At 43.0% G+C, this 22976-nt stretch carries 25 protein-coding genes; 1 reads left to right on the plus strand and 24 read right to left on the minus strand.

Going from position 1 to position 22976, the window contains the following annotated elements; translation table 11 throughout:
• Positions 1 to 13: 13 nt before the first annotated feature.
• From D0S24_RS14860 to D0S24_RS14975, 24 genes are all read right to left on the minus strand, one after another.
• Positions 14 to 2404, minus strand: coding sequence for a phosphoketolase (locus tag D0S24_RS14860; protein ID WP_093978441.1), 2391 nt, complete (start codon positions 2402 to 2404; stop codon positions 14 to 16).
• The gene (locus D0S24_RS14865; RefSeq protein ID WP_093978442.1) at positions 2380 to 3627 is read right to left on the minus strand and encodes an acetate/propionate family kinase; all 1248 of its coding nucleotides are present in this window, start codon (positions 3625 to 3627) and stop codon (positions 2380 to 2382) included. The genes D0S24_RS14860 and D0S24_RS14865 overlap by 25 nt, the downstream gene beginning before the upstream one ends.
• Positions 3628 to 3715: 88 nt before the next feature.
• On the minus strand, positions 3716 to 3928 hold the full coding sequence (locus tag D0S24_RS14870; RefSeq protein WP_093978443.1) for a hypothetical protein: 213 nt from the start codon (positions 3926 to 3928) through the stop codon (positions 3716 to 3718).
• A gap of 31 nt (positions 3929 to 3959) precedes the next feature.
• Positions 3960 to 6500, minus strand: coding sequence for an alpha-glucan family phosphorylase (gene glgP / locus D0S24_RS14875; RefSeq protein ID WP_220377772.1), 2541 nt, complete (start codon positions 6498 to 6500; stop codon positions 3960 to 3962).
• A gap of 48 nt (positions 6501 to 6548) precedes the next feature.
• The gene (locus D0S24_RS14880) at positions 6549 to 7463 is read right to left on the minus strand and encodes an alpha/beta fold hydrolase (protein WP_117020650.1); all 915 of its coding nucleotides are present in this window, start codon (positions 7461 to 7463) and stop codon (positions 6549 to 6551) included.
• A 4-nt stretch (positions 7464 to 7467) separates the two neighbouring features.
• A complete protein-coding gene (locus D0S24_RS14885; protein ID WP_093978446.1) occupies positions 7468 to 8187 on the minus strand; it encodes a DUF3347 domain-containing protein in 720 nt (239 codons plus the stop codon).
• A gap of 10 nt (positions 8188 to 8197) precedes the next feature.
• Complete coding sequence (locus D0S24_RS14890) at positions 8198 to 9883, minus strand: alpha-amylase family glycosyl hydrolase (RefSeq protein WP_117020651.1); 1686 nt, start codon at positions 9881 to 9883, stop codon at positions 8198 to 8200.
• An 11-nt stretch (positions 9884 to 9894) separates the two neighbouring features.
• Entirely contained in the window at positions 9895 to 11259 is a 1365-nt protein-coding gene (locus D0S24_RS14895) for a dicarboxylate/amino acid:cation symporter (RefSeq protein WP_117020652.1), read from the minus strand.
• A 13-nt stretch (positions 11260 to 11272) separates the two neighbouring features.
• The gene (locus D0S24_RS14900) at positions 11273 to 12334 is read right to left on the minus strand and encodes a class I fructose-bisphosphate aldolase (protein WP_117020653.1); all 1062 of its coding nucleotides are present in this window, start codon (positions 12332 to 12334) and stop codon (positions 11273 to 11275) included.
• 10 nt (positions 12335 to 12344) lie between these two features.
• The gene (locus tag D0S24_RS14905; RefSeq protein WP_117020654.1) at positions 12345 to 13358 is read right to left on the minus strand and encodes a type II glyceraldehyde-3-phosphate dehydrogenase; all 1014 of its coding nucleotides are present in this window, start codon (positions 13356 to 13358) and stop codon (positions 12345 to 12347) included.
• Positions 13359 to 13365: 7 nt separating this feature from the next.
• On the minus strand, positions 13366 to 14694 hold the full coding sequence (nhaA, locus tag D0S24_RS14910) for a Na+/H+ antiporter NhaA (RefSeq protein ID WP_117020655.1): 1329 nt from the start codon (positions 14692 to 14694) through the stop codon (positions 13366 to 13368).
• Positions 14687 to 16069, minus strand: a complete 1383-nt coding sequence (locus D0S24_RS14915) for an NAD(P)/FAD-dependent oxidoreductase (protein ID WP_117020656.1) — start codon at positions 16067 to 16069, stop codon at positions 14687 to 14689. Before D0S24_RS14915 ends, nhaA begins: the two co-directional genes overlap by 8 nt.
• Before the next feature lie 72 nt (positions 16070 to 16141).
• Positions 16142 to 16612 carry a universal stress protein gene (locus D0S24_RS14920; protein WP_093978453.1) on the minus strand — a complete coding sequence of 157 codons (471 nt, stop codon included), beginning with the start codon at positions 16610 to 16612 and terminating at the stop codon, positions 16142 to 16144.
• Between the two features lie 46 nt (positions 16613 to 16658).
• On the minus strand, positions 16659 to 17363 hold the full coding sequence (locus tag D0S24_RS14925) for a lycopene cyclase domain-containing protein (RefSeq protein WP_117020657.1): 705 nt from the start codon (positions 17361 to 17363) through the stop codon (positions 16659 to 16661).
• On the minus strand, positions 17364 to 17636 hold the full coding sequence (locus D0S24_RS14930) for a DUF5676 family membrane protein (protein WP_093978455.1): 273 nt from the start codon (positions 17634 to 17636) through the stop codon (positions 17364 to 17366).
• 78 nt (positions 17637 to 17714) lie between these two features.
• Positions 17715 to 18161, minus strand: coding sequence for a hypothetical protein (locus D0S24_RS14935; RefSeq protein WP_117020658.1), 447 nt, complete (start codon positions 18159 to 18161; stop codon positions 17715 to 17717).
• Positions 18162 to 18286: 125 nt separating this feature from the next.
• A complete protein-coding gene (locus tag D0S24_RS14940) occupies positions 18287 to 18502 on the minus strand; it encodes an SHOCT domain-containing protein (RefSeq protein WP_117020659.1) in 216 nt (71 codons plus the stop codon).
• 117 nt (positions 18503 to 18619) lie between these two features.
• Positions 18620 to 19435: a 5-fold beta-flower protein gene (locus tag D0S24_RS14945; protein WP_117020660.1), complete on the minus strand. Its 816-nt coding sequence runs from the start codon at positions 19433 to 19435 to the stop codon at positions 18620 to 18622.
• Positions 19436 to 19506: 71 nt separating this feature from the next.
• Positions 19507 to 19725: an SHOCT domain-containing protein gene (locus tag D0S24_RS14950; protein WP_117020661.1), complete on the minus strand. Its 219-nt coding sequence runs from the start codon at positions 19723 to 19725 to the stop codon at positions 19507 to 19509.
• A gap of 27 nt (positions 19726 to 19752) precedes the next feature.
• Positions 19753 to 19968, minus strand: a complete 216-nt coding sequence (locus D0S24_RS14955) for a heavy-metal-associated domain-containing protein (protein WP_117020662.1) — start codon at positions 19966 to 19968, stop codon at positions 19753 to 19755.
• 20 nt (positions 19969 to 19988) lie between these two features.
• Positions 19989 to 20258, minus strand: coding sequence for a hypothetical protein (locus D0S24_RS14960; protein ID WP_117020663.1), 270 nt, complete (start codon positions 20256 to 20258; stop codon positions 19989 to 19991).
• Positions 20259 to 20290: 32 nt separating this feature from the next.
• Positions 20291 to 20680 carry a hypothetical protein gene (locus tag D0S24_RS14965; protein ID WP_251795800.1) on the minus strand — a complete coding sequence of 130 codons (390 nt, stop codon included), beginning with the start codon at positions 20678 to 20680 and terminating at the stop codon, positions 20291 to 20293.
• A 340-nt stretch (positions 20681 to 21020) separates the two neighbouring features.
• On the minus strand, positions 21021 to 21602 hold the full coding sequence (locus D0S24_RS14970; RefSeq protein ID WP_117020665.1) for an AraC family transcriptional regulator: 582 nt from the start codon (positions 21600 to 21602) through the stop codon (positions 21021 to 21023).
• Between the two features lie 180 nt (positions 21603 to 21782).
• Positions 21783 to 22205: an HYC_CC_PP family protein gene (locus tag D0S24_RS14975; RefSeq protein WP_117020666.1), complete on the minus strand. Its 423-nt coding sequence runs from the start codon at positions 22203 to 22205 to the stop codon at positions 21783 to 21785.
• A 272-nt stretch (positions 22206 to 22477) separates the two neighbouring features.
• Between D0S24_RS14975 and D0S24_RS14980 the strand changes: the two genes are divergently transcribed.
• Entirely contained in the window at positions 22478 to 22921 is a 444-nt protein-coding gene (locus D0S24_RS14980; RefSeq protein WP_117020667.1) for a ubiquinol-cytochrome c reductase iron-sulfur subunit, read from the plus strand.
• Positions 22922 to 22976: the final 55 nt, after the last annotated feature.

Raw genomic sequence — 22976 nt, forward strand, 5'->3', positions numbered from 1 at the left:
CTTTGCTATCACATTAGTCTTGCCCGTTCCACTTCCAATTTCTGACCTCGGGTATATCCAACCCATTTTTTCGGATGTAGTATTTGTGTTCGATCAGCTTGTCTTGCATCTCCTGTTTCAGGTAAGCTACTTCGTCACCAAGGTTCGGCAACCTGTCCAAGACATCCTGTACCAAATGAAATCGATCTATATCATTCAATACCGTCATATCAAAAGCGGTCGTTATCGTGCCTTCTTCCTTATAGCCCCTTACATGGATATTGGCATGGTTCGTACGATTGTAGGTCAATCTATGTATAAGCCATGGGTAGCCATGAAAAGCGAAAATGACAGGCTTGTCTTTAGTGAACAACATATCAAAATCGGAATCCTTTAATCCATGTGGATGTGCCGTCTCGGTCTGGAGCTTCATCAGATCGACCACGTTTACGACCCGTATTTTCAGATTTGGCAATTTTTCGCGAAGTATGGATACGGCAGCTAAGGTTTCAAGGGTAGGCACGTCGCCCGCGCAGGCCATAACGACATCGGGTTCCGCATCTATATCATTACTGGCCCATGCCCAGATACCGATGCCTTTGGCACAATGTATGATCGCCTCCTCCATAGGGAGCCATTGCGGTGCGGGATGTTTACCGGCGACGACAACATTCACATAATGCTTGCTCCGAAAACAATGGTCCATGACGGATAAAAGACAATTGGCATCGGGCGGCAAATAAACACGGACTATTTCGGCTTTTTTATTAACCACATGATCAATAAAGCCAGGATCTTGGTGGGTGAACCCATTGTGGTCCTGTCGCCATACATGGGACGCCAAAAGTATGTTCAGGGAAGCGATCTTTCTGCGCCAAGGCAGCTCTGAGGTTACTTTTAGCCACTTGGCGTGTTGGTTGAACATGGAATCGATAATATGGATGAACGCCTCGTAACAATTGAACAGACCATGTCGTCCGGTCAAGAGATACCCTTCCAGCCAGCCCTCGCATTGGTGCTCGCTCAACATTTCCACCACGCGCCCGTCTTTTTTAAGGAGTTCATCGGTAGGCATGGTTTCGGCTTCCCATTGGCGATCAGTAGCCTCGAAAACTGAATTTAAACGATTGGAAAGCGTTTCATCGGGGCCGAAAATCCTAAAGTTTCGTTGTGCTTCGTTCAATTTTATGATATCCCTGGCAAATTCGCCTAGAACGCGGGTGTCGCCATTACCCATTTTTCCCCGTTCCGAAACATCCAATGCATAATTCCTAAAGTCGGGCATATGTAAATCCTTTAATAAAATTCCTCCGTTGGCATGCGGATTAGCCCCCATTCGCCGTTCGCCTTTAGGTGCCAGGTCGGCCAATTCTGATAAAAATCGTCCCTGTTCATCAAAAAGCGCTTCAGGTTTGTAGCTTTTAAACCAATCTTCCAACTGCTTTAGGTGCTTCGGATTATTTACCACATCCGATAAGGGTACCTGATGCGATCTGAAATGATTTTCCACAGGTTGTCCATCTACGAACTTAGGTCCCGTCCACCCTTTGGGGGATTTTAGAATGATCATTGGCCAATGGGTACGTTCCACATTGTCATCTTGGGCGGCATTTTCCTTTATCACTTTAATTTCTTCGATTACCTGATCCAATAGTTGCGCCATTTTTTGGTGCATAGACTTTGGGTCATCCCCTTCGATCCAATAGGGTTTCCATCCGTACCCTAAAAAAAGTTGTTCCAATTCTTCATTCCCGATACGGGCCAAAATGGAGGGATTGGCAATCTTATACCCATTGAGATGTAAAATGGGAAGCACCACACCGTCGGTCACCGGATTTAGGAATTTGTTGGAGTGCCATGCCGTAGCCAACGGACCGGTTTCCGCTTCCCCGTCACCCACTACACAGGACACGATGAGATCGGGATTGTCAAAGGCCGCACCGAATGCATGGCTCAGGGAATAGCCCAGTTCACCGCCTTCGTGTATGGAACCAGGACATTCGGGGGAGACATGGCTGGGGATTCCGCCCGGAAAGGAAAACTGTGTAAACAGTTTTTTTAATCCTTCTTCATCCTGACTTATGTGAGGATACACTTCACTATACGTTCCTTCAAGGTAGGTACTGCCAACAAGTGCCGGTCCGCCGTGGCCTGGTCCCGATACGTATATCATGTTCAGGTCATATTTTTTGATGATACGGTTCAGATGCACATATATGAAATTTTGGCCGGGCGTAGTACCCCAATGCCCTAATAACATGGGTTTGATATGTTCCGGTTTCAGTGGTTCCCGCATCAGGGGGTTGTCACGCAAATATATTTGCCCTACGGACAGATAATTGGAGGCCCTCCAATAGGCATCTATTCTCTCTAGATGTTCGTTGGATAATTCCTCTTTTCCTATTTTATTATCTTGCTTTTCCATGTCTTACTTACTTTTGAACCGTTGTTCTTTATTTTTGATTGAATATAGAGGTCTGTCGTACATTTCGCGATCATGAGCTCTTCATTGGTAGGTATTACCAATACTTTTACTTTGCCACCCTTTATCGAAATTTCGGATTGATTTTGATTGTTTCGGTCCTCGTCCAATTCGATTCCTGCAAAACGAAGGCCTTCGCAAACCCTTGATCGTATTATGGGTGCGTTCTCCCCGATGCCGCCAGAAAAAATCAAGGTATCCAGGCCTTCCAATATGGTCATAAATGAGCCGATCCATTTTTTTACTTGATAGCAAAATAAGGCCACCGCTTCTGCAGCCCTTACATCCGAACTTTCCATTTTCAGAAGGTCTTGCATGTCGGCACTCGTTTCCGAAACCCCTAAAAGACCGGCTTCATGATTGATCAAATGATTGAACTGTTTGATGTCCATTCGCTCGTTGTTCATCATGTACCAAGCAACTCCCGGATCTAAATCCCCACTCCTTGTGCCCATTATACATCCACCTGCGGGCGTGAAGCCCATACTGGTATCCATACTCTTGCCGTCTTTCAAAGCAGCCAAACTGGCCCCGTTCCCAAGATGGGCCAGAATGATGCGTCCGTTTGCTTCATCGGCCCCCGCTATTTCCTTTAGCTTTTCCATAAGAAAAGCATACGATAATCCATGAAAGCCATATTTATGAACACCGGCCCGATCAAATCGCCTTGGTATGGGCAATATTTTTGCTATGCGTGGCATTGTTGTATGAAAGGCAGTATCGAAACAGGCTACCTGTAATACCCTTGGACATCTATTTTTAAAAAGTTCGATGATTTCGATCTCAGCAGGTAAATGTTCCGGGTCAAAATCCCTTATTCGCTTTAATTCCTTTATTAAAGTTGCATCTATCACTTCGGAACGGGAATATTCCATGCCATGGACGACACGATGGCCGATACATTTGACCTTATCATAACTGTTTTGTCTTTTTAGCCATAAGATCAAAAATATGGCGCCCTCGTAAAAACCGGGACAGTATACATCATAGCTCATCTTTTCATCCCGATCAACGTAGGCAACATTGAAGCTTGTATTTTTCAATCCAATGCGGTTTATACTCCCGGAAAATATAGGCTTCGGAGTTTTGGCCATTTCGTACATAGCGAATTTGATGCTGGACGAACCACCATTTATGGTAAATATGTTTGAATTTTCCGGGTACATTATTTGTATTAGATTAAAATTTATGGCTTTTAGTAATGAAGATTCAACCCATTATGCCGATTGACCCATTTCTTTCGTTTATCAATAATCATTTATTTGGCAAGGCACAATCCTTGTCCTTCATATAAAAAGCGGCAATCTTTTCATATTTTGGCCCCAGTTCCCTCCCACACCACGCTAACAGGGCGGGCTGTTCCGAACAGGTGGTATTCCTTATCGCCTTTTCCAATTCCTTCTTTAAAAGTTCATCATTAAAACTCACCTTCTTCAGTACAACTTCGTGGTATTCATGTATTTTCATTACTTATTTATTTTGAATTTTTTATGACCAGTTAATGTTGCCACAGGATCATCTTATCCTCCAATGGCACGGCAACGCCTTCGTAATCGGGTCGAATACGAACGGTATAGTGATTGGAGGGCCGGGGAGTATTGACCTGGGCAAAAAAATTATGTTCCCCTTGTTCTCCCATTCGGTCAAATTTCATTTTGATTCTTTCCGGTGGTTTGCCGTTCATACCCTCAGCAAAAAGCTCTAGGATAATATTTTTAGGATTTATTTCATTCAGCCGAACCGGGACTTTAAAATGATGCTTGTGGCGCTCACTCTCAATATTAACTTCTCCGAATTTTATGGCCTCCCATTTATGCCCAAGATCATGCGCAGTATCCAAAACCCTTTTTCCTGCGGCTCCTTTTCTTGCAGCCCGTTTTTTATATCTTGCCGCCGCGGGAAGGTAAAATTGTTCAGTGTACTCCCGTACGGTGCGATTGGCAGAAAATTGGGGAGTAAGGGTCGCCATGCTTTTTCTCATCCGTGCTACCCATTGTTCGGGTACGTTTTTGTTATTGCGCGCATAAAATTCGGGCACGACTTGCTGTTCCAATAGGTCATATAAAGCTGTAGCCTCGGCGACATCCCAAGCGGGGTCATCACCATGTTCTTGACCGTCTCCCAAGGCCCAACCTACCTCCGGGGTATAGGCCTCGGCCCACCAACCATCCAGTTCGGATAAATTGATAGCCCCGTTGACGAGTACCTTCATGCCACTCGTTCCGCTAGCTTCCCACGGGCGTCTTGGGGTATTCAGCCATACATCTACACCCTGTACCAAATTCTCGGTCAACCTCATGTCATAGTCGCTCAAAAAAAGCACGTGCCTGTGCAAATTATTTTGTTGGATAAATTGCACCCATTTTCGTATCAATGCTTTCCCTGATTCATCGAATGGCGGTGCCTTACCGGCGAGTACCAATTGAACGGGATGCTCCGAGTTGGTAAGGATACGGATAAAACGTTCCGGATCGTGCAACAGAAGGTCTGGTCTCTTGTACGGTACAAATCGCCTAGCAAAGCCCAAAGTCAATGTGTTGGAATCAAACACTTTTTTTGCGGCAGCAATTGTATCGGAGGAAAGACCGGAAACCATAGCTTGACTTTCAAATCTTTCCCTGATAAAACTAACGAGCCGATTTCTCGATTGGTTCCTGAATTGCCACAATTTTTCATCGGAAATCTTCGAAATATGCGCTTCATGGTCCGTAAGCTCCCCTCTCCAACGATCTTTTCCACAGGCCTCCGTCCAAAGTTCATCGGCATATTTGGAATCCCAACACGGCATATGGACCCCATTGGTCACATGGCTTATGGGAATTTCGGCTATAGGCCAACGTGGAAAAAGCTTGCTAAAGAGATTTCTGCTCACCTCGCCATGCAAGCGGCTAACACCGTTCACGGCACCACTACCACGAACGGCGAGATAGGCCATATTAAAACTCTCCCATCGATTATTGGCATCTGCCCGACCTAGGGCCATTAAGTCGTTGAGATCGATACCCAGTTCTTCCTTGGCATACCCGCCAAGAAATTGCTCCATAAGCGATGGGCTAAAGTGGTCAAAACCGGCGGGGACCGCTGTGTGCGTAGTAAATAGGTTGCCTGCCCGGGTTACGGCAAGGGCCTCTTCGAACGAAGTTCTGTTCGTTTTCATAAAATCGTTGGCGCGTTCCAGCACCAGAAAGGCGGCATGGCCCTCGTTCATATGACAGACTTCAGGCATAATGTCCAAGGCCCTGAGCAATTTGTAGCCCCCGATGCCCAGAACAATTTCCTGTTTTATACGATGATCTGGCCCACCGCCATACAGTTCATCGGTTATGCCTCGGTGGACGGGTAAATTGGCCGCATCGTTACTATCCAATAAATAGAGCCAGCACCTTCCTACTTTTACCTGCCAGGCACGTAGCCATACCGGGTGGCCAGGTAAAGATACCTTTAACCGAAACCATTCCCCATTGGGCAGACGTAAGGGCGTAATGGGCAACTGACCGGGGTCATTGTAAGGGAACAGGGCATTTTGAGTGCCGTGTTTGTCTATTTCCTGGCGGAAGTAGCCTTTATCGTAAAGCAGCCCCACTGCAACGACGGGGACGCCCAAATCACTTGCCGATTTTAGTTGATCGCCAGCTACATTGCCCAAGCCACCGGCATATATGGGAAGGGCCTCGTTCAGCATATATTCCATACTGAAATAGGCAACGGTGCGCAACTGCGTCTTTGGATGCTTTTGCTGGAACCAAGAGGGAGCGGAAAGGGCTTCGTCGTTCAACTTTAAAAGACCATCCAGTGTTGACCGAAAATCGGGATCGGACAAATGCTGCTCCAGCCTATCCCGTGAAACGGTCTGTAATATGACCCATGGATTCCTTGTAAATTCCCACAGTTCCGGGTCTAATTGTTGCCATAGTCCGTCCGACGCATGGTTCCATGACCATCGTATATTGAGGGCAAGTTCTATGAGGTTTTCTACTCCCTCGATGTCGGTGTGCATCGATCCGTAGAGTTGATACGGAGTGTTATTTGTTTTTTTCATCTTCATTTTTATTTTCCAGTTCTTATTTTATTCCATTTTTACTGCCGATCAACCGAAAAAATCCGTGACTGCTTTCCAGACGATGTTCGGGTCTTTCAAAAAAAGTTGATGGTCGCCACCATTGACGGTCAGAAATTCGGCATTTGAAACGGTATTGGCCAATTTTACCGCATTAACCAGTGGAGCCGTGGTATCTTGATCGCCATGGATAAAAACAACTTTTTTGTTTCCGATGTTTCTGGCGATGGCATATAGGTCAGTGTCCAGGATTATTTCGTTTAACGAATTGTAATAGCTCTGCCAAGTGTGTTTATTAGCATCTGCAAATACTTCATCCGACAGGTTATCGGGCTTGAATATCCTGGTCATAAAAATGGGATGTAGCAAACAGAGGTATTTGGAATATTTGTTTGCCGTTAGCCTGTCAAAAAGAGAATGTTCTGACATTATATCATTAAATTCTTCCATATCCTTATAGACCGGAGTACCTATCGTTATTGCACCCTTGAACCAATCGGGATGCTTTTCAAGAAGCGCCAACGCGATGACAGTGCCCATGGAGTGCGCTACAAGCACGGTTCTGCCCCCATCAAAACCTTCCCTTGATATAGTTGCCTCCAAAGCACCCACCTGCATCTCAAGGCTATAATCACTATTGGGCTTTGGGGAGTCGCCAAAACCGAGCAGGTCGACCAACAGAAGTTTATGTGTGCCTGAAATGGCATCCAAATCCCGTTTCCAATAGTTTTTGGATCCCGTTAGGCCATGGATAAAAACAAGATCTTTATCCCCTGAGCCCACTATTTCCAAATTCAAGGGCATGCTCGCAGGGGTATAGGGAGCAGCCAGTGTAACCCTAAGATACTGACAACTGGTAATTATCGTTACCGAGAACACAACTATTGTTAAGATGCCCAATGCTGTCATTCTGAATATTTTATAGCTTCGTTTACGTGTATTCATATTTTTATAGAGTTTCTTCTATTTTACCGCACTTCAACATTTTATCCCCATAATACGGGTTACGTATTTCTTTATCTTCAGAAATCCAATAGGCACCCTTGCCATCTAGCGCCATGGGACAAAAAGTCGCGTAAAGCTCCAGCCCATCTTTCAGGTCAAAACTTTTAATGGTACAGTAGATCACTTCGGAAATATGGCTGAAGTAGGAACGTTTTTCCTCTAGACCCTTAATATGGCGCAGTTCCTTTAGTTTTTCGCAGTACAGCTTACTATGTTGATCCCAAGCCGCCAATCCGTACTCCTGAAGGATACTTGTCCCTACGGCAGCCACCCTTTGTTCCATTTCGGCCGAGGCATCGTCAATTTTTTTAAGGTCACCGTTGACAAAGGCATCCTTAAGAAGGAGATAGGCCTGTACAACTTCTTGCAAATCGTTCTTGGTATTTTTCTCCAGCTGAAATGGATTTTCCAGAATAATTATGTCCTGATGGGCAAAATTGTCCCTTAACGATTCATGTTGTGCATGCCTGCCCTCGGCAGTATCGGTGTTGCCTTTTAAGCCTTCCTGTGATGCTCGGTCTATTTTACTTTCCATCTCCATTTCCTCATGGCTTACTGTGGTAGGGGTTGAATTACTATTTGTCTTATTTTCAGTTTTGCACGCTACGAATATGGAGAAAAGTAGCAATGCCGATAGGATAAAAATTGTTTTTATTGTGTTCATTTGTTCTTGTTTAACTGTTCTTGAATATCAAAAACTCCATCGGTTTTACTTTTAACTTGATATAAAGTCGGCTGTCTTGCCGATCTAATTTTTTTTGCACTTTTACTTTGGTTTTACCTCCATAAATACATTTCATATGGCCACCTGCGTTGTTAATAGTAGCGTCGATTAGGACATACTCTACTTTCACATCTTTTGGGGAGGAATTATATACCACCAAAATCTCCCCGTTGTGAAGTACCCTGGAAAAGGTCAAAAGGCATTCTTCACAATTGGGATAGTGAAAATCGACCGTGTTCTTTGAAGTTTTCCTAAAATACATCCTACCGAATTTCAGGATAGGTTCTGTTTGCCTAAGTTTTGCCAAATCCGCAATTTTCCCGTATATCCATGAATTCCGGTTCAATAAATTGGTCTCGGTATCATTGGGGTCGAACATGCCTTCCCTGATATATCGGTCATCTATCCCATTTCCATCCAGGCCCTGTTCGGTTCCATAATAGATACACGGTGCACCAAGGGCACAGAGCAAAAAGCCCATGCCCGCTACGATCTGTTCAGGAGTGGCGTTATAGCCAAAGCGATGTTTGAAATTTGTGCCCACTTGGTCGTGGTCATCGATATAGGTCACCAAGAAATCCCCATATTCACCCCGGCTGAGCGCATTCCGTTGTAAAGAAGCATACCGTTCCAATAGTCTTTCAGGTGAGGAAACACCCTTAATGACTCCTGCCAGAACACTGTGCAGCGGATGGTCCAAAACGGAATCCAACCCGTAATACACGTTCTGGTCCTCCGGCAACATTTTCGGCCCGATATACGAATTACCCGTCTCATCATTTCCGATAATCTCACCGAACAAAAAGAAGTTTCTCTTGCCCAAGGAGTAGGCATATTCGCGAATGGAGGAACAAAAACGGCTAATATCCTGTCCCTTCATATGTTTGACGGCATCCAACCGAAAACCGTCAACGTCGGTCTCGCGTATCCAGTAACAATGTATGGCGGCCAACAGTTTCCCTAACTTCTCGCTTTCGGGGGAACCATCGTTACGAAATGTTTTTAGGGTCAAAAAATCGCCTTCTTGGGTCTCGGGATATTTATCGAAATTCCTTATTTGTCCTTTTCGGTTGTAAAGCTCCGGGTCTCTCAGTTCTATCGGTAGCGGCCTATCTTTCTCGCGCCAATCTCCCAACGGGAACCGTTCTCCGTTCGCATAGTAATAGTCATAATCGAAAGGATAGGACCAATTGTCACCGGAATGGTGCAGAACGACATCCAAGAAAACCCGTATATCCAATTTATGTGCTTTGTCAACGAGCCTTTCCAAATCTTTTTTGGTGCCCCAGCGTTGGTCCACATCCAAATAGTTCTGGATGGCATAGCCATGATAGGAGTGAGGGTTGTTTTCAAATACTGGACTCAGCCAGATTGCGGTACAGCCCAAATTTTTGATGTAATCGATATTGTCGATGATTCCCTTGATCGTGCCCCCAAAGGGTTTTTGCAATTCGTCTTCATTGCCAAAACCCGAATGTCGAACATCGAAGTCCAAAGAGCTCCGTTTATTGCTGTCGTGAAACCGGTCTACCATAAGAAAGTAGATGATTTCCTCTCGCCATTCCCTATGGCAGTTTATCCAATATTCTTTGTTCGGTTTTGGAGAAAGATCTATATCGTTGATTGACTTCATCATTTTTTAAATTTTTAAACCGTGGAATACTCCTTTTTTGTTTTTGAAATACTTTTTGGGCTTATGGCGGGCTTATTTCCATAGAAGCGGTTGAACACCATACAGGCAGTAAGGTCGCCTGTAACATTAACTGCGGTGCGAAACATCCCCAGTAGCCGTTCCACCCCTATAATGATGATAATTCCTTCGGCAGGTATTCCAACACTGGACAGTACTGAGGCCAAAATCACTACGCCTCCTCCCGGTATTGCCGGTGTACCAATGGAAGCCGCGACGATAGTAATCACTACCAAGATGACATTCAAAAGGCCCATTTCCAATCCGTAGGCCTGAGATATAAATAAGGTCGTTATGGTCTGATATAGTGCCGTACCGTCCATATTCACGGTAGCTCCTATAGGAATAATGAAATTACTAATGGCAGGATCCACTTCCAGTTCTTCTTCCGCCGTTTCAAGGGATAATGGCATTACTGCTGCAGAACTAGTGGTTGAGAATGCCAGTAATTGCACATCCCTGATCTTACGTAAAAACTGAAAAGGATTGCTCTTGCCCAAAATGCTAACAACCAATAAGTAAATTCCGATTAGAATCAACAACCCAATCAACACAACAACGACATAAAACCCTAGACCCGAAAGGGAGTTCAGACCAACGCTGGAGGTAAGTTGTGCCATTAACCCGAATACGGCGACCGGAACCAACAACATGGCCCATTTGACTACGGTCATGCAGATTTCCTGAATGGCACCCAACAATAATTTTACGGGTCTTAACAAATCTTCGGGTAGGGATAATACCGCTACCCCAATGATGATGGTAAAAATGACAATACTCAACATTTCCCCACTTACCATCGAAGCCAATGGATTGTCTGGCAGCAAATTTGTTATGGCGTTGGGAATATCATTTATTCCAAATGACAATTCCGTGCTTTCGACAGTATTGGTCAAAGCTTGTTCATGATCGACAACTGCCTGTTGGTGCAGATACTTTCCAGGGCTAAATATCAAGGCAAGTACAGTACCTATGGTAACCGAAATAATTGTTGTGGATAAAAAATACAGGAGCACCCCACCACCCAGTTTTTTCAAATTCTCCTTGTCGTTACTTGCTATTCCGGTTATGATCGATGCTACGATCAAAGGAATCATGATCATTTGCACCAATTTAAGAAAGAGCATTCCGGGAAGGGCCAACCAATTGCCAAGAACTTCGGCCGTGCTTTTGGTTATCCAACCATTTTGCGGACTTAATAAAAGCCCCAGACCGACCCCAAGGAACAAAGCAATGATAACCTTTAACCATAGCCTATTCTCTACCAATTTTTGTAGGTAGTGATTAAGGGATTTTAATGATTTTATGTCCGTATCAAACATTCTTTATGGTCTATTATGCAATCGTTATTTTCTTTTCTAGATAAACACCCTGTACGGCATGTAGCAGTTCCACGCCCTCTTTGAACGGCCGCTGAAATGCCTTTCTTCCCAGGATTAGACCGGAGCCTCCTGCCCGTTTATTGACGATGGCCGTAGTAATCGCTTCTGTCAGGTCGGATTCCCCTTTGGAGCCACCCCCCGAATTGATCAACCCAATCTTGCCCATATAGCAATTCGCGACCTGCAACCTGCATAGGTCGATGGGGTGCTCTGTAGTCAAGGTTTCATACATGGCATCATCATACTTGCCGAATTGAATGTTTTTAAAACCGTAATTGTTCATAGGCAATTTTTGCTTGATAACATCCGCCTGTATGGTAACCCCAAGATGATTTGCCTGTGATGTTAAGTCGGTCGATGAATGATAGTCTTCCTTAGCGGTTTTAAAGGCTTCATTACGGGTATAGCACCATAGAATGGTAGCCATTCCAAGACTATGTGCTTCGGCAAAGGCTTCTGCGATTTCTTTTAACTGCCGGTTACTTTCCTTTGATCCGAAGTATATGGTCGCACCGATTGCCACCGCACCCATATTCCAAGCCTCCTTGACCGTTCCGAACAAAGTTTGGTCATACGTATTCGGATAGGACAAAAGCTCGTTGTGGTTTATTTTTACGATAAATGGAATTTTGTGTGCATATTTCCGTGCATAAAGACCCAAACCTCCAAAGGTGGAGGCCACTCCATTGCAACCGGCTTCAATAGCCAGTTTTATAATGTTCTCAGGGTCAAAATAATCGGGGTTCTTATAAAAGGAAAAAGCGGCACTATGTTCAATGCCTTGATCGACCGGAAGAATACTCAAGTATCCCGTACCTGCGAGGTTGCCGTGATCGTATAGTTGAGATAGGCTTCCGAGTACCCGCGTACTACGGTCACTATTCACGAATACCTTATCCACCACATTTTTTTCGGGCAACTGCAATTCATCCTTGGTTATTTTTTCGCTAACGTGGTCCAGATAGTAGGATGCCTTATCACCCAGACGCTCCACGACATCTTCGTATGTTTTCATGGTTTTTATTTTAATTGATTCCCAAACTTTTGTTGGTTTTGGCAATGGATGTATGACCATCCCTTTCGATGCCCGTTAATGCCCGTATGGCATCAATGGTCTCGGGTATTACGATAGCCTGATTATCCACGACATAGGCATAAAACAGTTCGTCGCCTACCACTTTTAACATATCTTCCCAAAGGGCTACCTCGTACATATCTCCCCAAGGCCGCCCCATATCCAGATACATTTCCTTAATGGTGTTGTTGGAAACCAGTCCTTGGTCATAGTGTATCAGATTAATCCGGCTTGAGGTCTTAAAGGCATCGAGCACTTCTTCCTTGGTGGCTTTTTTCTTTAACTTTACGTTCCAATAATGCATATGGCTCAAAGTTTCGGGCACTTTTACCGCTGATGTGATTACATCGAGATCGGGATCTACACTTTGCGCATCCGGACCTTGATGGCTGGGGATATCCCTTTCTGGTACCATTGTGTTCATAATGCCGCCCAAATGGCTTTCCCAAGGGTCGGTGGCACGTCTTAACAAAGTGCCCCTAGCATAGTCCAAAAGGTTGGCCCTTTTTAGCGCGGTCAGCGTTCTTAAAATGGATGTAGTGTTGCAGGAAACCACCCTTGTGGCATCCAAATCTATCGCAGATTCGTAATTGTTTTCGGCACTAAAGGAATGACCGGTCGTTTCATGTTTTTCACCACCTTGGACTATGAATTTAAGTCCTTGTTTCTTATAGGTTTCAACATTCCCTGCGGCTATGTTCTTTGGGGTACAATCAACTACAAGGTCCACTTTATTTAGAAGGTCTTGAAATGAGCCAGCTACCTGGATGTCCGCCGATCTCATTTTTTCCTTGGCTTCCGCAGTTGCAGCGAATATGGTATACCCTTTTTTTACAGCGGTCTGTATGCGCCAATCGCTAATGACATCGCATACACCGAAAAGGTTCATGTCTTCCTGTAGATTAATGGCATCCGCCACTCTTTTGCCAATAACTCCGTATCCTACTACTGCTATATTTTTCATATCGTATTTATTTAATTGTTATTAATTTTTTACTGTTTTTATGTAATAGTATGGCACCTACTATTCCTGAAATTAGAGAGGCAAATAGGATACTTACTTTTGCGGCGAAAATCAAAGATTCATCTGAGAAGGCCAGTTCATTTATAAACAGTGACATGGTAAAACCGATGCCCCCCAAAAAGGCGGTACCATAAATCATATTCCAACTCACGTTTTCAGGGAGTTTGGCAAGTTTAAGTGCCACAAGTATCCTCGAAAAGGCTGCAATACCAATGAATTTTCCGAAAATCAGCCCCAAACCGATCCCTAGGCCAACAGGGCCGGTCAGTACCTTCAGCAAATCCCCATGAAGATGTATCCCCGCATTTGCCAAGGCGAACAAAGGAAGAATGATGAAGCTTACCAGAGGGTGTAAAGCCCTTTCTAGTTTTTGTAGCGGAGTTTCGGCTTCTGAACTTGTGGTTTTAATATCCTCCAATATTTCCAACTGTTGGTTGGATATAAGGGTGCCTTTGATCGACTTTGATTCCTGAAATCTTTTATGGAGTGCGTCCAAACGTTTTAGAAAGGTTCCCTCTTTAATTTTTACCCGACCCGGAATTGCTACAGCGGTAAGAATTCCTGCAATTGTAGGGTGCACTCCTGAAAAAAAGAAGGCCAGCCACACGCCTCCTATTCCTATAATAGCATAAAACCAAGTACTTCTTACCCCGGCAAAATTTCCTATTATGAGAAGTCCGAAGAAGAGTAGCCCGTGGAGCAAATCCATTCCCGAAATACCGGAAGTATAAAATAGGGCGATGACCAGAACACCGCCCAAATCGTCCACGATTGCCAATGTGACCAAAAATACCCTTAGAGCGGTGGGCAATCTTTTCCCCACAAGTGCCAGGACCCCCAACGAAAAGGCAATATCGGTGGCCATTGGAATGCCCCATCCTTGGGAAGCCTCCCCGGAACCGTTGAACAAATAGTAAATGAAGGCGGGGATCAACATTCCCCCTATTGCCGCTCCTATGGGTAATACAGCATTCTTAGGGGATGAAAGTTTGCCTCCCAATATTTCCCGTTTAAGCTCTAACCCGACCTGCAAAAAGAACAGTGCCATCAACCCATCATTGATCCACAAAAGCAAAGGTTCCGATAACCGAAAATCCGCAATGTAAAAACCGATGTCCGTTTGCATAAGACCCGTATAAAATTCTTTCCAAGGGGAATTTGCCCAGACCATTGCAACAACTACGGTTACAAAGAGAACAACCCCACTATTGTTTAGGCCCTTGGCATAATGGCCAAAGAATTTTCGAATGCCTATGTTATTTCGGTTTTTAAGCATCGATTTTTGTGTTTTGCTTATTTTCGGACTTTTTCAATGTCCCAAATTGTTTATCCGATGGGGAGTCTATATGGGAACTTTGTTTGAAGTTCCTAATGATGACCCTATTGCTCTTTTCATAGGTAAAATAACTTATGACCCAATTAAAGCCTACCAACAGTTTGTTTCTAAACCCACTGATGGACATCAAATGCACCACGGACCATAATAACCAGGCAAAATATCCCCCAAACTTCAGCTTGCCCAAATCGGCTACCGCTTTTCGTTTACCAACGGTGGCAAGTGATCCCTTATCCTTATATTTAAACTGTTTTGATGGTTTGTCATCGATTAGATCGGTCAGCATTTCGGCAAGATATTTTCCATGTTGAATGGCTGTCTGTGCTACTTGTGGATGTCCTTTCGGCGTTGCTTCAGAAATAAATGCGGCAATGTCTCCAATGGCGTAGATGTTCTTATGGCCGTCCACCTGTAAAAATCCGTTTGTTTTTAAGCGATTCCCTTTTACTATGGACTCTTTGCTGATTCCCTTCGGAAATTGTCCCTTGACCCCTGCTGTCCAGACGAGGTTTCTTGCCAATAGCATTTTACCGCTCTTGGTCTGTACTACTTTGCCATCATAATCACTGACCGCTTCGTTCAATAGAACTTCAACATCAAGATTTTTAAGGTACTCCAATGTTTTTTCCGAGGCCTTGTCGGACATAGCTCCCAGTAGTTCGTCCATGGCTTCCACCAAATAGATCTTCATAATTGAAGAGGGATATTCGGGATAGTCCTTTGGAAGGATGTACCTGCAAAACTCTGCCAAGGCCCCTGCCATTTCAACGCCGGCAGGACCACCGCCCACGATTACAAAATTGGTAAGGGCATCGCGTTCTTCATCATTGCAAGTAATCGCCGCTTGTTCCAGATTTTGCAGCATCATGTGACGGATGTTCAGGGAATCACGGATATCCTTCATCCCCAGACTATTTTTTTCCACATTATCCATCCCGAAAAAATTGGTAGTGGTTCCCGTAGCCAAAACCAGATAATCATAACTCAATTTTCCCTTATTGGTAAACAGCATATTTTGCGATGGTTCTATTCTTTCGACATCCGCCAGGCGAAATTGAACATTCTTGTAACCGCTGATCTGTTTTCTGAAAGGGAATACGATGCTGTCGGGTTCCAAGGCACTAGTCGCCACCTGATAAAAGAGGGGTTGGAATTGATGGAAATTGTTCTTATCCATCAATACTACCTGCACGTTTTTCTTTTTTAGCCCCTCTACCAAAGCAAGGCCTGCAAAGCCCCCACCTACCACCACCACCCGGGGCAGTTTCGTGTCCGGTAAGCAAATCAAATCGATAACTTTACAAGCATTTTCCATAATAGTGTTCAACGTAGCTGTATTTTTCAAATCAACTCTTCCTTCAATGTTTTTCGCTGAGGTTGAAGCGAATTACCTTTTCTCTTCTGTATTGGGCCTCCGAACTATTAATACCGAGCAGTCGGCGTGAACTGAGACGGACTGTGAAACCGAGCCCAGTAGGAAGCGTTTGAACGCTCCATGGCCATGTGACCCGATCACGATTAGTTCCGCACCAAATGTCTCTGCCTCATCCAGAATCGTGATTTTTGGAAGGCCTTTCACAACAGCCGTCGTAATGGATAAATCGGCGTTCTTCTTTTGCAATACCAGACTGGCATTCTGTACGATGTCTTCTGCTGTTTTTTTTGCGTTTGACACGGCTTCTTCATAATAATTGCCCATGGAACCGCCCAAGGGAACTACTCCCGGAGCGGCCAATAAGGGATTCTCGAAAACTGAGATGACACGTACTTCGGTGTTGGCTGGGAACCGCATTCTAGAAAGTTCTTCCACCGCTGTATTGCTGTATTCCGATCCATCTATTGCTAATAGTATTTTCATGACATTTAATTTAATGGTGATACTTTATGTTCGTATTAGATAACCTCTAATCAATGGTTATCGGTTTCATTACTTTTCTCCAATACAGATGCTCATATAACCCTGACCAGTACATCCCGAAAGTGAAGGCAAATAAAAGCTCTTCAATGGGTATGCCCAGAACAATAAGATGAGTCAGGTTTTCCAGATTCCAGTACAACTCCACATATTGAGGATAGAATGGAAGAATACTTCCGAAATAAATGAAGTACAGTACAGTAAATAAGATTCCTCCAACCCATATCTTTCCTTTTAAATCCGGGCGACAGTACAATGTTGCCATACCACCAAAAAACATTGCAATGATGCCACAATAAATATGGTTGAGCGATGTAAACAGCGCCATTATGAGGAACACTATTGCTGGTATAAAGAGAACATAAATATGTAGCTTATGTCTTTGGTGGTTCCGTTCGTTATGTGGTATTTCGGCAAGGCTTCGTTTAAAAATAAGGTTGTAAAGTACCGTGCCAATCCCGCCGATAGCAAAAGAAAAAATAAGGCTCTCTATGTCGAAACCTGATTTTTCTGCCAAATCGAACAGCGAAGGTGGAAACCAATATTCTGGGACAAATAAGGGCTCTGTTAACCCAAACGGCATAGTAATAAGGCTCATTTTGAGCATCTCTTTTCTTGATGCTTTTCTCAACAGATAAATGACTGCCCAGAGCGCAAGAATTATTAGTGACCATATAAACCAGACGTATTGCATCTATTTTTTTATTTGTGCATTATAAAAAGCCGCAATACAGGCACCTATAAGCCACCCTAAGATGAATGTTTGTACTATTCCTAAACCTGCTTCCCATAATGGCACATCCATCCTGATAATGCTTGTGGTATCTAAACCGTGCAAGAGGCTGTTGAAAAAATCAATAGTGCCTTCTCGACCTGCTGTTGACATAACTATCATACAGCCCAAGTAAATTAGTGCTCCCGTAAGACCGAAAGCATATCCGAGTTTTTTTACGTTTAATCGATTCATGATTGTGTGTTTATTTTAATAGTTATATCAAATTTATTTGAATGATACATACCCAGCAGGGTAAATCTAAAATTGTAATCAATGGTTCTTTTCCATACTCTTTTTGTACTCCATCTTATTGTGCATAGCTTTTTCCAAATCCTTATGCTCAAGAGTATGGTCACAAAAGGTGTCGCTCAAAAGACTATCGTTGGCGATGACCGGCATAAAATGATGTGTAGTTAGCAGCATCAGATCTGGATATCTGGAAATCATATCACTGAGTTTTCCGGCAAGAATGGTATCGTTTGCCGCTGCGTTTACGAGTTCGTCAACCATCATGCCCGTGGCATGGTCATTATCCATCATTTTGGTAATATACTTCTTGCCCAAATCATGGTCTTCCACCATCAATGTCAAGATCTCATCTTGTTGTGACGGATCTTTAAGCATATCCTTTACAGAACTTTCCTGTTTTTGTGCACAGGCCGATAATGTGAAAGTGGCCAATACAATTCCTACTGCCATTTTGATTTTTGTTTTCATTTCATTTTGTTTTAAGTGTTAAAATTTTACTCGATAATCGAGATTTAAATACACCGAGGCTTACCTCGAAATCAAATGTTTTTCTGTTAAATGCCTCGAGGGCTTGCCCCGAGGTAGTTTACTCCTTATTCAGATTTTAAAAGTTTCTTGGACTCCTCGTATTCCTCTTTCGTGATTTCGCCTTTGGCATATCGCTTTTTAAGAATGCGCAGTGGGTCTTCTTTTCTGTTTTTCGTATAGGGCAGGTCGTATGGTGCGTAAAAGATCCAGATCAATAGAATGAACCATACGATCCACCATATAAAGTGCATACCACCGAAGTGTCCGTTAAAAAAGTGCATAGTTTTCAGTTTTAAAAGATTAGACTTATTTGTTTAAAAAAATTCTGTTGATGTATCGACTTCATCCCAAATTAATTTTTTATGGATGACGTGATATTAGTCCTGTTTGATATAGGCCTATTTTAAGGTCTCCTTTACCAAACCGCAGCCGGGCATAGTTTCTCCCATATAAGGATTGCTAATATTTTCGCTCAAGCTTAGCCAATTTGCCCCTTTCCCTTCCATGGCCATCGGGCAATGGTTCCAGTAAAGGGTTTTCCCGTTCAAGCCTGTTTCCTTAAAAATAATGTACAGTTCTTTGGACAAATTCGCAAAGTGCTCTCGCTGTTCTCTAAGATCGTAGGCGTTGGACAACTCCTCTAAAGTCTTTTTCATATGGGTTTCGTTCAAGGCAGTAGCGTCATTTAAAAGTTGTGCTGCCGCTTCGCTTGCGGACTCACTGTTATCATCAACAAGGGCATTTTCGATGTTCATATACCCGGCCAATATTGCATCCGTGTCATCTTCAATCTTATTCTCCTTGAAAAAACAGTGTACCGCACAGGCATGGAGTTTGTAGTTTTTATGTATATAGCCCAAGGAATGGCCTTTGGGATCAAGAATTTCACATTTTTCATCGTTCCCTTCAACATATAGCACGAACTCACCGCTATCGTTATAATATCGACCTCCCTTTTTTGCCTTTCCCATTGAATTGCCCTCCGCATCATATACTTTCCCGTTTTTAATGAAGCCGAGCTTCTTTCCCTTGTTATTAAAGATAATATCCTCCTTGCTTATATAGCCGAGCTTCATACCACGGTCAGAGACTTCCCCCTTCCCGTTGATATACATCTGCCTTTTGGTTTTATCGCTTGCCTGAGCAGAGGTAAATTGTGCTGAGAGCAGTATTCCTGCCAGGAATACAAGGCTCATAATTAAGTGCTTTTTCATTTTCTTGGTTCTTTACATTTCACTACTATTTTTTGTTTTTAATTTTCAAATGTGCTAATAAGGGGCCTTGATCAATCGTCCGATTTTAAAAGTTCCTTTGATTGCTCATATTCCTCCTTGGTAATCTCGCCTTGGGCGAACCGCATTTTGAGCAACATTAGTGGGTCGTCTCCCTCAATTTCTTGATAAGTCGAACTGGACGGGGCAAAGAATATCCAGGCCAGCAACACAAACCAAATAGCCCACCAGATAAGGTGCATGCCCCAAAAAATTCCGTCTCTATAAAACATACTGTTAGATTTAAGATTATTGTTATTTTAATTAATTTCTGTTATGGTATAGCCTTCAAGTTCGTTGAGTTGCTCTTGCAGCTCATCTACTGAAAGTTCTTCCTTCATGCTGATAATCGTGGCACCTTTCGGCTGCAAGAAAATCTGTGTTTTCTCTACCGCCGGATGTTCTTCCAAAGTTCTTTTGACCCTTGTCACACATCCGCCACAGCTTATTCCTTCGATTTGAAATTTGCGTTTCATTGTCCAACTTTTACTGTTATTTAATGATGTCGATGTCCTTCATGTCCTTTTTTGTCCCCATCATCTAGCACTTCCTCTTTACTTTCTCCGTGCTTCTTATTGCTATGGCCGCCATGGTTATGGCCACTGCGACCATGTGAGCCATGCGGCATAAAGAGATGCACTACGAACATCAGGATTATGAAGGCAAAAAGGCCGTTATACCCTGTGATCCCCAACGCCGGGGCGAAAAATATCAGTAGTAGGGGCAGCCCACAACCGATAACCATCCATATCCAATGACTTTTCATGTTTTCCTGTATTTGCGTTAAACTTTAGTGTTTTAATGATGATCACCATGACTTTGGCTCTTGCTCAATTCCATTTCGCCCTGCTCGATAATGTCCAATCCTTCCTCGGCCATCATATTTTTACAGGACTCCATACAATCCTCGCTCATCATGCCTTTTTCATGCATCATTTTCATCATGTTCCCCATCATCTTACCATTTTTCATCATGGATTGCATCATGTTCTTCATCATCGTACTGTCTTTCATCATCATTTGCATACCATCGCCTTTCATCATGCCACCCATCATTTTATGGTTGCCCTGCATCATTTGCATTGCATGATCGCTCTCTTCCATGTTTTCCATAAGACCGGTCATGTATGCATGATTGTTCGCAATGGCATCAAAAATCTCACTTCTTGTTTCGGAGTTGTCGAGCATTGCGTTAACGTCAGTTTTCTGGCTGCAACCGTTTAAGGCAAACAAGCCGATCGTCAAAAAAATTAGTGTTGCTGTTTTCATTGTATTTGATTTAAGGTTTATTCGATTCGTTTTAACTTTTTCCTTTATTTACTTCCGAAGTTTCACAAACACATTTCGTACCTTAATTTTTGCTTCAATCCAAAAGTTTAAATGGGTTCGCTTCAACTTTTTGTCCCAAGGAAACTTATCAACGCCAATGTGGTCATTATTGGCAAGAATTTTTCATTTTATTCGTATTAAGTTGTTAACAAATCTATTTTTTCTTGTATGTGTTCGTCTGCATAATTTTCTTTCTTATCTATATAATTTCGTCATAGAATTTACGCTCCCAGCCTTCTGCATTCTTATAATCGGTCATGCTGATACCCGTGATGTTCTTGAACTGCCTCGACAGATGGTTTACACTACTGTAGTCCAGCATATAGGCTATATCCGAAAAGGTATATTGTTGTAGCTGTATCAGTTCTTTGACCTTCTCGATCTTTAGTTTTATAAAATACTTTTCAATGGTGGTATGTTCTTTTTTGGAAAACAGCTTGCTCAAAGTCTTATAGTCACGATGAATGGTCGATGCCAAATGTTCCGAGGTCTTTTCCCTTAAATGCAATGGCAACTCTTTGATAAGATCTATGAGGGTGATCTTTACCTCCTCTACCAACATTTCCTCTTCGCTTTTGGCGATTTCAAATCCATTTACATGGAGTATGTTTATAACCTTCGCATCTATTTCTCTGTCATTGTTTTTGGTCGAACGAACGGTCAGCTTTCCCAATTCAAGGGAAAGCACCTCGATATTGATTTCTTCAAGCTCATGTTTTATGACCTTTAGGCACCGTCTACAGACCATGTTCATGATCCAATAAATTCTAGTGGATTCCATGTATGAAAATATTAATGTTCTTAACTGAACTATAAAGCGTCAGAGGATTGATTCTCTGATAAAATACAGGTCGAAAAAGGTTGTCGCTAGAAAATAGGTGCGACAGTAGATAACCAACAATGTACTGTTGGCCAATGGGGAAGCACAGATTATTTTTACAATAATCTGCTTAAATAAAAATCAAATCAAGAGAGTTTCGTGAAGTACGAGTATGTCCTTCTCGATCCAGGGAGGATCATGGTTTATTAAGGGAACTGTTTTAAGTTCAAGTCTTTGAAATAGATTTACATTGGTGTAGAAAAATGCTTTTAAGAAAACTACCTTGTTGGCATCCAGTTCGAAGGAATCCGATTTTAGATTGTCCTCTCCTTGCTTTACAAAGGTTTGGTTGCTACAACAATCCTTTTGACCTAGGGAACATTCTTTGGTAGATTTTTCATCTTGTTGCTTGACTTTTTCATCGCAAGATTTTACTTTACGGAAAACAGCAAGGTCCACCAATTTATCACAACAAAAGTGCATATCGGCTGCAAACGCGGTAGTGGAAAAAAGCACCGCGAAAGCTAAAGTGAATGCAAATATTTTGTGAAAAAGGCGTTTCATGTTCTCAAGTTAATCAATTTTTTTTCAAGTTTTAAAGTAACTTATTCGGATTTTATGTGCTTAAAACGCTTAAAATAATAGAGTTATATTGTTTTTTAGCTAATTACCTGTACAAATGTAAATGAAGGGTTTAAACAAAAATATGACTATTGTCATGTTTGTCAGAAAAATTCTGTAATCGCTAAAATCGGCCAAATAAATAATTAAGTGCAATTAGTTTAAGGATACTTTTTTTCCAATAAAGTCGTTCCTTTCTTATAAACATATCTGTTATGGAAAGAAAGCGGTTTTTACGGAATTTGGGTGCCGGTGCGGCATTCGCCATAGTTTTTCCCTGTGTTCATGGTTGTTCGAAAGATGGCAACGGAGATGTTGCCCCCGAGGATATGAGGCCTATACCTACTGGAATTGACTTTACCATTGACCTTGACGCTCAGGAAGGTGCGCCTTTACAGAACAACGGCGGATTTATCCTAAAGGAATTCGTGGTAGTGGCCAAAAACTTGGAGGGGCAGTATGTGGCCGCCAGTCAAATATGTAGCCATCAACAGACCGAGGAAGTGCGATTTATTTCGAAGGATGGGGGTATCTATTACTGTTCAACGCATGGTGCACGGTTTGACCAAACGGGAAAACCGTTAAACAGCATCACAAGCAATCCGCTAAAAATATTCAGAACTGAGCTTACCGGAAATATACTGCGCGTGTTTGAGTAAAACAGTTGCTTCATGACACCAACGAACACCATTTGTTAACTTTTTCGACATTGTA

It is taken from the genome of Arenibacter sp. P308M17 (assembly GCF_003426735.1).
Lineage (GTDB): Bacteria > Bacteroidota > Bacteroidia > Flavobacteriales > Flavobacteriaceae > Arenibacter.